The 13,047-nt window shown below is 45.4% G+C and carries 11 protein-coding genes; all 11 read right to left on the bottom strand.

What is annotated here, in order from left to right; genetic code table 11:
- Window position 1 precedes the first annotated feature (1 nt).
- The gene (locus KJS52_RS01300) at window positions 2–766 is read right to left on the bottom strand and encodes a DUF3388 domain-containing protein (protein WP_246563026.1); all 765 of its coding nucleotides are present in this window, start codon (window positions 764–766) and stop codon (window positions 2–4) included.
- Window positions 767–986: 220 nt separating this feature from the next.
- Entirely contained in the window at window positions 987–1,238 is a 252-nt protein-coding gene (locus KJS52_RS01295; protein ID WP_213512834.1) for a DUF3243 domain-containing protein, read from the bottom strand.
- A 105-nt stretch (window positions 1,239–1,343) separates the two neighbouring features.
- Window positions 1,344–2,093 (bottom strand): elongation factor P 5-aminopentanone reductase, encoded by a 750-nt coding sequence (gene ymfI, locus KJS52_RS01290; protein ID WP_213512833.1) that lies wholly within the window; start codon window positions 2,091–2,093, stop codon window positions 1,344–1,346.
- Window positions 2,093–3,382 carry an EF-P 5-aminopentanol modification-associated protein YfmH gene (gene yfmH / locus KJS52_RS01285; RefSeq protein WP_213512832.1) on the bottom strand — a complete coding sequence of 430 codons (1,290 nt, stop codon included), beginning with the start codon at window positions 3,380–3,382 and terminating at the stop codon, window positions 2,093–2,095. Before yfmH ends, ymfI begins: the two co-directional genes overlap by 1 nt.
- 3 nt (window positions 3,383–3,385) lie before the next feature.
- Window positions 3,386–4,660: an EF-P 5-aminopentanol modification-associated protein YfmF gene (gene yfmF / locus KJS52_RS01280; protein ID WP_213512831.1), complete on the bottom strand. Its 1,275-nt coding sequence runs from the start codon at window positions 4,658–4,660 to the stop codon at window positions 3,386–3,388.
- A 107-nt stretch (window positions 4,661–4,767) separates the two neighbouring features.
- Entirely contained in the window at window positions 4,768–5,556 is a 789-nt protein-coding gene (gene sleB, locus KJS52_RS01275; RefSeq protein ID WP_213512830.1) for a spore cortex-lytic enzyme, read from the bottom strand.
- A 127-nt stretch (window positions 5,557–5,683) separates the two neighbouring features.
- Window positions 5,684–8,374: a DNA translocase FtsK gene (locus tag KJS52_RS01270; RefSeq protein WP_246563025.1), complete on the bottom strand. Its 2,691-nt coding sequence runs from the start codon at window positions 8,372–8,374 to the stop codon at window positions 5,684–5,686.
- A 144-nt stretch (window positions 8,375–8,518) separates the two neighbouring features.
- On the bottom strand, window positions 8,519–8,728 hold the full coding sequence (locus tag KJS52_RS01265) for a YlzJ-like family protein (protein ID WP_213512829.1): 210 nt from the start codon (window positions 8,726–8,728) through the stop codon (window positions 8,519–8,521).
- Window positions 8,728–9,447 carry a ClpP family protease gene (locus KJS52_RS01260; protein ID WP_213512828.1) on the bottom strand — a complete coding sequence of 240 codons (720 nt, stop codon included), beginning with the start codon at window positions 9,445–9,447 and terminating at the stop codon, window positions 8,728–8,730. Before KJS52_RS01260 ends, KJS52_RS01265 begins: the two co-directional genes overlap by 1 nt.
- Window positions 9,448–9,582: 135 nt before the next feature.
- On the bottom strand, window positions 9,583–10,902 hold the full coding sequence (locus tag KJS52_RS01255) for a CAP-associated domain-containing protein (protein ID WP_213512827.1): 1,320 nt from the start codon (window positions 10,900–10,902) through the stop codon (window positions 9,583–9,585).
- A 317-nt stretch (window positions 10,903–11,219) separates the two neighbouring features.
- Window positions 11,220–12,899, bottom strand: a complete 1,680-nt coding sequence (locus tag KJS52_RS01250) for a ribonuclease J (protein WP_213512826.1) — start codon at window positions 12,897–12,899, stop codon at window positions 11,220–11,222.
- Window positions 12,900–13,047: the final 148 nt, after the last annotated feature.

The following is a 13,047-nucleotide window of genomic DNA, read 5'->3' as shown; positions in this document are numbered from 1 at the left end:
TCTAAAAATCTTCTGTGTAGTTCGTAAATGTTTCGTACGTAATTTCTTCATCCGGAGTATTGCGCAGCTCCACGATAATATCAAAATGACTGTAATCGTAATTGGATTCACGTACAAAAATGTCAGGATGCTCAATCACTTTCGTCGATGGCATCTCCATAATTTCTTGAATTAAAGCATAGTGGCGTTCATTAGAGCGAATCGTGCTGACAATGCCGTCAATAATAAAAATATTGTTGGGGTCCATTTCCTGCTCGGAAAGCTGCGAGCGAACGGTCTGTCTAAGCAAGGTCGAGGATACAAAGGTCCATCGCTTATTCGAGCATACACTACCTGCAATAATGGATTCTGTCTTGCCAACACGAGGCATACCGCGGAGACCGATCACATAATTACCATCACGCTTGAATACTTCGCCAAGGAAATCGACCAAAATACCAAGCTCATTGCGTGTAAATCTGAACGTTTTGCGGTCATCCGAATCACGCTCTATGTACCTGCCGTGCCTAACGGCTAATATATCAACAATGGTTGGAGTTCTAAGCTTGTTGACGGTAATATCGTCAACCTTTTTCAATAGCTTGCCCAAAAGTTCTATTTTTTCATCATCGTTGGTTTGCAGCAGCAAGCCCCGCGTATGATGGTCTACACCGTTGATCGTAACAATATTGACTTCCAGCATACCTAATAAAGAAGCAATATCTCCCAACAAGCCAGGTCTGTTTTTATGTATTCTGTACTCCATGTACCATTGCTTTTGTTCCAATCCAGTCACCATCCTAAATGTCTATGTAAATCTAGCTAACATATGTATTCTACAAAATTCAACACTTTCCTGCAATGACAGCGAGAAAACCTTAACCTCAGACAGATTAGGATAAATGAGTGCTTCACAATAATTAATGCTGTTAAATGCATTGGCAAAAAGCCCCCAAAAAGGAGGCTTTTCGCCAAAATCTGCAGTGTATCGTCTATAAACAGTTAGATTATGACTTTTCAGCCAGTTTTACCATCAATTTAGCTATAGTGTGACGATCGCTCTCATCACCGACATCCCAAAGCTGCTTAATGACAGCCTGCTCATCGTTTTTTGGATCAACACGCTCATCTAAGAAGGAACCAATTTCGTATGCCAAATTAGAGATCGTGTCTTCAGACAAACCGAGATTTTTACCTTGAGACACACGTTCCTTCAAAAAGTTTTTCCATGTCTCAAACTGATCAAGTACGCTAGACATTGAACTCGCCTCCATAAACTCATTTGTTGAATGATCTCAACAGAACTTAGTTTACGCAATCGGCTCAATGCTATGCTAAAAATAATTGCATGCCATAGAAAATTTTTACGTCAGCCAGCCGCCGTTAGGACTAATAATCTGGCCTGTAATATAAGAAGATTCAGGCAGCGCCAAAAAGTACACAAGCGAAGCAATTTCTTCTGTCGAGCCAAAACGGCCAACAGGAATTTCCTGTGCCAAAGCTTCCTTTTCAGCTTGATCGAACGTGCTCATCATATCGGTTTCAACGACTCCGGGCGCAACTGCATTAACGGTAACGCCGGAAGGCGCCAGCTCCTTGGCCAATGCTTTAGTAAAGGCGTTAATCCCGCCCTTGGTAGTCGAATAAAGCACCTCACAAGCTGCACCGGTCATCCCCCACACGGAAGATACGTTAATAAAGCGGCCGTATTTTTGCGAAATCATATGCGGCATAAACAGCTGGGTGCATAAAAACATCCCCTTCAGATTTACATTCATCACATGATCCCACTGCTCTTCGGCAACATCAATCAGCATTCCATAATGAGAAATTCCAGCGTTATTGACGACTATGTCAGGCTTGAGTCCAAGCGTATCAAGCTTCTCCTTCATCCGCGTCAGCTGATCCTTTGAGCCAAGATCAGCTGACACCGTCAATACTTCAGCGCCAAGCGCAATGCATTCGCGGGCAGTTTCATTCGCCTGCTCATGTCCTTGCAAATAATGAATGACAATCCGATACCCTTCCTTGGCAAAGCGTCTTGCGATTGCAGCGCCTATGCCACGGCTTCCCCCCGTTATCAGCACTGTCATTTCATCCAATGGTTTGGCCATTACTTTTCCGGACTTACGACAATGGAGACTGCAAGCTGATCGAAGTCGAAATGCTCCTTTAATCGTGCGTTGACATCCTCCAATGTACATTCCTGATAATATTTAAGCACATTAAACATATCGCAATTGCGGAAACGGTAGCGTGTAAATTCAGTCGCAATCGCTTCAGGGGAATTCAGCATACGCAAATAGTTTCCTATTTTTTTGCGCTTTACTCGTTCAAAGCGCTCAGGGTCAATGCCGGCCTGCAGCGTATTCTCTACATAGTTGCGCACCTCTGCAATAAGCGCATCCGGATCTGGCGTATCTCCGCCAATTACTGAAAATGCGTACTGCTCAGAGCAATTATATTCATGGCCGAATGAATCAAAAATCAACTGCTGGTCATACAGGGACTGGTAGAACGACGAGCTGCTGCCAAACATAATATCAAGCATTAGCTTGCTCGTTACCTCCTGCCTCAACAGCTCTTCACCCTGCTTCGTTACTTCAGGCTCCTTGAAGCCGAGCATGCATTTAGGCAGCGATACAGACAGCTGCTTCACCTTGCGCTGCTCGCGGATTTGTCGCGGCTCTTCCTCAAAAAAGCGCTTGATTTCTCCTAGTGGAGCAAAGCTTTTTTGCGCCTGGTTTTGCTTCACAAGCTCAATAATATGCTCCGCGTCGACGCCACCTACAACAAACAGCAGCATGTTGGATGGATGGTAAAATGTATTGTAGCAGCGATAAAGCAGATCTTTATCGATTTGATAAATCGATTCCACTGTGCCTGCAATATCAACAGCTATCGGATGCTTTTGAAACAGCGCTTCAAATAAGCCGTAATAGACGCGCCAATCCGCATTATCATTGTACATATTAATTTCCTGCGCGATAATCCCTTTTTCCTTTTCAACATTTTGCTCGGTAAAATGCGGACGCTGCACGAAATTAATTAACGTCATTAAGTTTTCGTCGATTTTTTCAGTCGCTGAAAATAAATAAACGGTACGGTCAAAAGAAGTATATGCATTGGCCGCAGCACCTTGCTTGGAAAAGGTTGCAAAAATATCATGGCCATCGGGCTCTTCAAACATTTTATGCTCCAAAAAATGCGCTATGCCGTCTGGAACTTTAATTGGCGATTCATCGCCAACTGCAAAGTGATTGTCGATTGAGCCATATTTTGTGGCAAATGTCGCATAGGTTTTTTGAAAGCCAGGCTTGGGAAGCACAATAATTTCTAATCCATTGTCCAGCACTTCGCGATACAATGTTTCTTCAACCTGCGGATAATTCAATACGTCCATAGCCTACACCTCCTGGCGATCACGCAAGAAATAAATCGTGTCGAGCTCAACAGCAGCGGCGATGCGCTGCACATCCTGCTTCGTAATTTGACTAATTTGCTCGATCATAGCTGGAATAGAGCGATCGACTTTGGAAAATTGCTTGTTAAAGTCAAAGCCTGCAATATCGTTGGCACTATCGAGCATTTCCCGCATCGCATTGGTCAGCATCGCCTTCGTTTGCTCAAGCTCGGTATCGCTGATCGTTCCTTTTTTCATTTCTTCAAGCTGCTGCTCAATAATTTGCAGCGCTTTTTCGTAGTTCGAAAATTCAATCCCTGACTGAATCGTCAGAATGCCTTTATGAGCATCATACCTCGAAGAGCAATAATAAGCGAGGCTTTCCTTTTCCCGCACATTGACGAAAAGCTTGGAATGCGGATACGAGCCTAAAATGCCGTTATACACCAATGCCGCCACATAATCATCATCGGCATAGCTTACATTCATGCGCAAGCCAAGATTAAGCTTGCCCTGATTGACATCAAGACGATCGACGACCGTCTTTACCGAGCTTACAGGATGATGCGCATCAGCTTGCGAATATGCGATTGGCTCCGCCTGATCGGGAAGCTTGAAATGCTGGCTGACAAGCTCTGTTACTTGCTCCAGCGTCGTATCGCCAACGACATAGAGATCAAATTGCGCTTCACTCATCCATTGCGTATAACGCTTATAGAGCGCTTCTGCTGTTATTTGCGGAATATCCTCCAGGCGCCCGGAAGCATTCAGTCGATACGGCTCTTGCTCGCACATTTCCTGAACGCAGCGTTCTGCCGCATACTGAATTTTATCGTTAATGATCGACTCCAGCTGCTTTTTAAGCGTTCCCTTCTCCGCCTCAACATAGGCTGTGCGGAAGCTGCCTTGCTCAAGCAGCGGATTCGTAAGCACGTCGCCCATATAGCGCAGCGCCCCCTCCAGCAAGGAATGCTCGCTGTCCACAAATCGATCATTAATTACATCCATTCTCAGCTGGATAAATTGCGTATTGCCACGCTTGACAATGTTGAAGCCAAAGCCAGCTCCGTACATAATGTCAAGCTGCTCTCTCAGTTGAATCGTTTCTGGAAATTGAGAGGTGCCACGTCGCAATACATATGGAATAAGTGCTGTAGAAGTTACCGTTTCCTCCGAAAGCGGGGTCCCGGCAAATAACGTCATCGCATATGTTTTAAAGCGATTCGTGGGTAGAACATGAATCGTTAAATTTTTTACCGTTCCTACCTGAAATTCCATTCGCTCATGGCTCCTTTCCTACTTGCCTGTTCCTATATTCTAACGTATCGTAAATGGAAGAAGCAACCATCAGACATTCTCCGAATGATTGCTTCTTTGCTTTCGCCTTACTTACAAAATATATGCTTGCCAATCGTTAATATTTGCTGTCTGGTCCAAATCCAGGCGCTAGTTGCCGTATTTGGATTAAAGTAGTAAATACAGCCATAGGTTGGATCCCAGCCGTTAATCGCATCGCGCACAGCACGCTTTGCCGTTTCATTGGGCGATAAATAAATTTGACCATCATCTACCGCTGTAAATGCTCTAGGCTGAAAAATAACTCCATAAACCGTATCTGGAAAATCTGGATGCTTCACACGGTTCAAAATGACAGCTGCTACCGCAACCTGCCCTTCATATGGCTCGCCGCGCGCTTCGCCATATACCGCATTGGCCATTAGCTGAATGTCGTTTTCAGTGAAACCGCGCAAATTCGATTGCGAAGCCGAGCCGCCGGAACCGCCACCAGAGCCACCAGTGTTGCCGGAGCTGCCAGAGCCGCCCGAGCCAGAGTCCACGTGCATCGATGGATTCCAGTTTTTCGTTGCGTTCACCAGCTTGTTTTTTGTAGCTGAACCGACTACTCCATCAGAGGTTAAGCCGAATTCCCATTGAAACCATGTTACAGCATTTTTAGTTCTGGAGCCAAACACCCCATCTATATCACCGTTGTAATATCCCAGAAACTTAAGTCTTCCTTGCAGCTCTGAGACATCCGAACCTGTTGAACCTACTCTTAATGTCGCTCCACTAAAGGTCGGTTCAGCTTGCGGCTCCCATGCCCGTGTATATAGGACTAGACTTGTAAATAGCAGGGTTACGATGCCGATCACCATAAGTTTACGAAATTTCATATTCAATACGCCTTTCTCTCGATGCAGTTTCATAGTCAGTAGCTGACATGCAAATAGTATGAGATAAGGGATTGAATAATATACTTGTTTCTTACAATTTAACCTTTACTTCGCATTTATTTCGTAATCACTTCGCATTCCACTGCTCTAGCGAAACGAGCACGGTACGCGGCTTGCTGCCTTCATACGGGCCAACGATGCCCTTGGCCTCCAACTGGTCAATCAAACGAGCCGCACGTGTATAGCCGATCCGCAGACGCCGCTGCAGCAGCGAAACAGACGCCTGATTGCCTTCAATAACGATGCGTGCTGCTTCATCAAACAGCTCGTCATTATCATCATCTGCTGCATCCTCTGATTCTTCCTCAAGCTCCGGCACAAGCTCCTCGTTATACTTCACTTCACCTTGCGCACGAACAAATGTAACAAGCGCTTCTACCTCTTCATCAGACAAGAATGCCCCCTGCACGCGAATTGGCTTGTTCATGCCCATCGGCAAAAACAGCATATCGCCGCGCCCAAGCAGCTTCTCTGCACCAGCAGAATCCAAAATGGTGCGAGAGTCCACCTGAGAGGAAACGCCAAAGGCGATTCGTGAAGGAATATTCGCCTTGATAACACCTGTAATGACATCAACCGATGGCCGCTGCGTCGCAATAATGAGATGGATGCCGGCTGCACGAGCCATTTGCGCAAGTCTGGCGATCGCATCCTCCACTTCATTGGATGCAACCATCATCAAGTCGGCAAGCTCATCTACAATAACGACGATATAAGGAAGCACCAGATTAGGATCGTCCTTCATCAGTTGATTGTAGCCTTCAATATTGCGCGTGCCGGATTTTGAAAACAGCTCGTAGCGCTTTTCCATTTCAACTACAATTTTTTTCAAGGCGAGCGAGGCCCGCTTCGGATTGGTCACAACAGGTGCAAGCAAATGCGGAATCCCGTTGTACACATTAAGCTCAACCATTTTAGGGTCAATCATCAAAAATTTAACCTCATCAGGCTTCGCTTTATACAATATGCTGGCAATGATCCCGTTAATGCATACCGATTTCCCTGAGCCCGTCGCCCCGGCAACGAGCAAATGCGGCATTTTTGCCAGATTGCCTACAATCGTCTGTCCGGAAATGTCGCGTCCAAAGGCAATCGACAGCTTGGACTGAGCATTCATAAATACTGGCGTCTCCATTACCTCGCGCATCGTTACGACAGAAACCTCTCCGTTAGGTACTTCAATCCCGATTGCGGATTTGCCTGGAATTGGCGCTTCCATCCGTACATCCTTAGCGGCCAAGGCAAGAGCGATATCGTCAGTCAAGCTTACGATCCGGCTTACCTTCACGCCCGTTGCAGGCTGCACCTCATAGCGCGTTACCGCCGGGCCGCGCACAACGTCAAGCACTTTCGCTCTAACGCCAAAGCTTTCAAGCGTTGCCTCCAGCTTGCGGCGCGCATCATACATCTCATGCCCATCCGTCGACTTGCTGGCCTGCTTCGGCATATGCAGCAGCGAAAACGGCGGCATCTCGTACGGAATCGGCTCTGGATGAAGCGGAGCGTGCACCATCCTTGCTTCGTTCTTCAAGTCCGCCTCCGTAATTAGCGCATCGGAAGTAACCGCTTGTCCCTCCGGATAATCAAACTCCCCTTCATCATCAGCATCCACTTCATTCAAATGAGCATGCTCATGATGCTGCCCATTTTGCTCAGCGATCAATTGATCAGCAAGCGCTGCAATTCGCTCATGCCCGGCAGGCTGACTGCTGTGCAGCGAGCTGTCATTGCCATCGCCCGGCCCCTCATATAAATCATCCCGATCCAGCTTGTCATGCTCAAAATCATCCTCATCCTGCTCCAGATGATCCTTGGCATGAACATGAATGATCGGCGAGCTCGATTGCTCTGTCTGCTCCCGAGCTTCTTCTTCCTTTGGCACATATGTATATCCTTCGAGTACTTGAGCTTGCTCATCATCATAATGAGCTTCTTTATCGTTCAGCTCCCACTCATCCTGCTGCTCCTTTTCCTGCGAGCTGAAAGTAAAAAACCATGACTTCTTCTTCGGCTTAGGCTGCTGTTCAACGGCAACGTAATGCTCATCATCATCGTCGATAATCGCATCATCATACTGCTCATGCTGCTGCACCTTGGCTATCGCTTTTTTTCTTGCACGCAGCAAACCGATTTTGGCCACAAGCAGCTGAATTAACCGTTTTGACTTCACTCGAACAAATCGCAGCATCTCCACATACGATTTACCGGTTATGAGCATAAATGCGATCATATACTGCACAATATTCAAAATTAAAGCGCCATAATAGCCAAACAGCATAAAAAGCAATGAATATTGCAATGCGCCAACATAGCCGCCGCTAATCGACAAGTCGCGAATCGATTGATTATTTTGCAGCTCCGTAGCAAACAGCTGTGCACGAAGCTCCTGATCCAAGGTCGTAAATATCATTCGGCCTGTAACCGCAGCATCGTCAAGTCCCATATAGCGAGAATTGATATGCGAAATCGAGCTGCTGAGCGCTAAAGCAAGCACGGCAATAACTACTCCTGTTTTTCGCTGCGACCAGCCTGTCGGCCAAGTCCGCTTAATCATAACCGCTAAGCCGACGACAATGCCTACAATCGCCAGCACGAAATAAAATTTGCCAAGTATTACGCCAAATAAACGGGATAGTGCACGGCCAACTGCTGCTTCACCAGAGAGGGCGATCATGGAAATCGTAATAATGAGAATTCCGTACACTTCATATTTTAATTGTGCGCCAATCGAACGCTTCTTCTTTCGTTTTTTTGCCAATATTCTCCCCCCTGTTTTTCATTATAGCACATGCATTACATATGAGTCATGAAAGGAGTTGAGTAGATGGCAAAGCTAAAGGCGACCCGCTATGCAGCAGATCGCCTTGTCAAGAGCAGTGGAAGGCACCGCCATGCTATTATGCTATTGCTGAAATGGAATAAGTGCGCCAGGTGCGAGCTTTTCGTCAAGATAGCAGTCCAGTGGCGGATTGATGAGTCTGACGATCATGGCCTTGCCTGTCGTCAAAGGCTTTACTTCCATCAGCAAGCCTTGATACACATAATCAACGATATGCTCCGGCGGTGTCTGCTCCCGATATACAAATTCAAGCGGCATTACCGAATACAGCATTAATTAATCTCTCCTTTCGCTAGTGCAATAAGAGTTTTCAATTCCTTAAGCGCATCTCCAACTCCGCCTACACGATTAATTAGACCATATGAAACGGCCTCAGGGCCTATAATGGTTGTTCCAATATCTCTTGTCAGCTCGCCGGTCTTTAGCATAAGCGATTTGAAAATTTCCTCGGTTACATTGGAATGAGCTACGACGAAGCGGGTAACCCGCTCCTGCATTTTCTCCAAATATTCAAAGGATTGCGGCACACCAATAACAAGCCCGGTCATTCGAATTGGATGAATCGTCATCGTTGCAGTTTCTGCAATAAATGAAGTATTGCCTGAAACGGCAATCGGCACACCAATCGAATGCCCGCCGCCCAACACGAGCGTAACAGCCGGCTTTGACATCGAAGCAATCATCTCGGCAATTGCCAGCCCGGCCTCCACATCGCCACCTACCGTATTCAATATAATTAATATTCCTTCAATTTTATTGTTTTGCTCGGCGGCAACAAGCTGCGGAATAATGTGCTCGTATTTGGTCGTTTTATTTTGTGGCGGCAATATAAGATGACCTTCAATTTGCCCAATTATGGTGATGCAATGAATATTGCTTTCCTGAACCTGCGGAATATTGGCTGTGCCCAGCTGCTGAATAGCTTGAACCGCCTGATCCATAAGCGGCTTCTGGTCTGGCTCTTTATTTGGTTCCTCTGACATCATTGTCATGCCCGTTTTGCTCCCCTTTTCTTAAATGTATGTCATTAGTATGGTTTGCTATCCTATTTTTATCCGACAAAAAAAGCAGGATGAACGACAGCTTTCGCTGACATCCATCCTGCTTTTTTTGAAGCCTATTACTTATTAATAAGGGAGGACAAAGTTTTGAGTATAATAAGTGCGGTAAGAACCTACGCCAAGCATACGATAATGCTCATACAGCATATTTTCACGATGCCCTGCTGAGTTGACCCAGCCAGCATATACTCCAAAGCTGTTTTCATAGCCATAGGCTATGTTTTCGCCACCGCCAAAGTTTCTTAGTCCTGCTGCCTCCATACGATCTTGAGGCGATTGTCCACGCAAGTTTGTATGATCCATATACTTATTCGTATACATATCCTTGCTGTGTGAGTAAGCTGCACTAGCAGCTTTGTCGTTCCATGTCAGCTGTGATCGAACAGCATTTTTATGACGAAACACGTTGGTTAAGTCAAAAATTTGACGATCAAAGCCGGAATCGACAGCAGCTTGATTGGAGTTCGCTGAACCAAGTTTGTCAGCAGCATAAACGAGTATGCCATCAACAGATTGATCCGCATTTGCGTCCAAATAATAGTTTGTTACAACACCGTTAGCCTTATGCTCTACATAACCATTAGCTCCGGCATCAGCTGGCTTGCCTATTTTCTGAGTCAGGGCAGAGTAACTTGACCCGACTTTTATAGGCTGATCCAGTCCCCACACATCGCGAGCGTTGGAATACATCGCCACTACCGTTTTATCGGCTGCGACACCATACATCGCGAATTGATTAGGTTTTTTGTTGTACACATACCAGGTGTAGCTGTACTGAGATGAATCCTTGCGGTCTGGCTGTCCTAGCTGCTTGAGCAATACCGCTTCCGTATCTCCTAGCTTGATGTTGCGCAAGCCGGTATTGACTCGGTCACTTGGCTCCCCGGACAGAGATGGGAGCTTGCTTTTCATACGTTGAACAAACACAATAGCTTCTGCACGCGTCAATTGGTCGTAAGGCAAGTATCCAGCAACAGTTGCGCTGTTTTTACCGCTGGACAATCCAGTATCCAGTAAATATTGGATAGATGTCTCATCGCTGCGATAAGCGCCCTTTAGCATCGTATAGATAAGATTCGCTACATGGTAACGTTGGGACGTTACGTTATAGCCATAAATATACCATTGCTTATCTGTTGCCAAGTCAAAATAAGGACGATACCATTTCTCTCCTTTTGCTGCATTTCTGACCGATAGCTCATCAGAATATGCTCGCACAACCATTGCTAAAAATTCAGCTTCTGTTACTTTCGCCTCAGGTAAAAAATTGTTGTTCTGATTGCCTTGAACAATGCCTTGCTCATAGCCCCAAGCAATTGCTGATCTTGCCCAATGCTTGCTGCTCACATCCTTGAACGGTAACGACCCTGATGCGTCTACTTTCATGCCATAGCTGCCACATAAGATGACAAAACAACATGCTAACATTACCAATAACCGTTTATTAACTTTCACAGTAATCACCTCGTATGCATTTCATTAATAAACCTTGCATTTTACTTGCTTTGATTATTGACCTGTTAACGAACCTTAGCTGCATGAATATTTTAGCTATGAAACTATTGTTCTTCCATTATATGCTAAACTTTAATAGAATCAATTGTTTTTTAGAAAAATAGGCCAAAAAGTATAAAAAAACTAGCTAATTCTGCTTCTTACGACACAGAATTAGCTAGTTAATTTAGGTGAATGGAAAGCTTTAGCTAGACTTCCATAATAATTGGCAAAATCATTGGACGGCGACGTGTTTGTTCATAAAGGAATCTTCCAAGAGAATCCTTTACATTTGTTTTTAAAGATGCCCATTCGTTGACTTTATCGTTCATAAGCTTATTTAACGTCGAGGTTACGATGCGATTTGCTTCGTCAAGCAAGCCTTCAGACTCGCGCACGTAGACAAAGCCACGGGAAATAATATCTGGTCCAGATAGTATTGTACCGTCTTCCTTGCTAAGCGTAACAACGACAACTAAAATTCCATCCTGAGACAAAAGCTTGCGATCGCGAAGGACGATATTTCCTACATCGCCTACGCCCAAGCCATCAATTAGCACGCGACCAGCCTGTACCTTTACACCTCTGGCTGCTTGACCATTTTGAAACTCAACCGTGTCCCCATTATCAAGGACAAATACATTTTCTGGATCAATTCCTACTTCTTCAGCAAGATCTGCATGGATGCGAAGCATACGATACTCACCATGAATCGGAATGAAATACTTTGGTTTAACCAAATTAAGCATTAGCTTAAGCTCTTCCTGACTGCCGTGTCCCGAAACATGGACACCGGATACAGAGCCGGAACCGTAGATAACATTAGCGCCTAAACGATAGAGTTCATCAACAGTTCGTCCTACATAACGTTCATTACCAGGGATAGGTGTCGCGGCAATGATCACCGTATCTCCAGGCAAAATATCAACTTTGCGATGCGTAGATCTAGCCATTCGTGTCAAGGCAGACATCGGCTCGCCCTGGCTTCCCGTACACAAAATGACTACGCGGTCAGCCGCCAGACGATTAACTTCCTCTGGCTCGATCAGCATTCCTTCAGGAATATTCAAATAGCCTAACTCGTTTGCAATTGTCACCACATTGACCATACTGCGTCCCACGACTGCAATTTTGCGGCGAGTTGCAATCGCAGCGTTAATGACCTGTTGAATACGATGCACATTAGAAGCAAACGTAGCAACAACGACACGCTGTGTAGCTGTACGGAAAATGTCCTCTAATCGGTTTCCTACATTTTTTTCGGAAGGCGTGTAGCCTGGACGCTCTGCATTAGTAGAATCAGAAAGCAGCGCCAGTACACCTTTTTTCCCAATTTCTGCAATGCGCTGCAGGTCAGCATATTGCTCATTAACTGGAGAATGATCGAATTTGAAGTCGCCGGTATGGACAATAATGCCTTCTGGCGTATCCAGGCAGACACCGACCGAATCCGGTATACTGTGGTTTGTTTTGAAAAAGCTTGCCTTGATCGAACCGAGCTGCAGCTCGCTTTCTGCTGTAATTAAAATCCGCTTCGTATCGCCCAGCATTCCTGCTTCCTTGAGCTTAACTTCAATCAGACCTAACGTAAGCTTCGTTGCATATACGGGCACATTCAAGCTTTTCAGCACATATGGCAGTCCGCCAATGTGATCCTCATGACCGTGAGTGATAAGAATGCCGCGAACCTTGTCTTGATTTTCCACGAGATAGGAAACATCAGGAATGACAATATCAATCCCTAGCATATCCTCCTCGGGAAACTTAAGACCAGCATCAACGACCACGATGTCGTCATTGTATTGCACGACATACATGTTCTTACCAATCTCACCAACACCGCCCAAGGCGAAGACCAGTAGTTTATCTTGGTTATTCTTTTTTGACAAGTGAATCTATACCTCCTATAGTCCATTACTTAAGTAATTGATTTGATTTATATTACTAAAAAACGCCAGATGCCGCTCTGACGGAATTTACAAAACTTAATTCTTTAATTTGCCGCACCCATTCACTTAATTCCATTATACATGATTA

Source organism: Paenibacillus montaniterrae, from assembly GCF_018403185.1.
GTDB lineage: Bacteria > Bacillota > Bacilli > Paenibacillales > Paenibacillaceae > Pristimantibacillus > Pristimantibacillus montaniterrae.
Note: the sequence above shows the minus strand (reverse complement) of the source record. Positions and strands in the feature narration are given on the sequence as shown.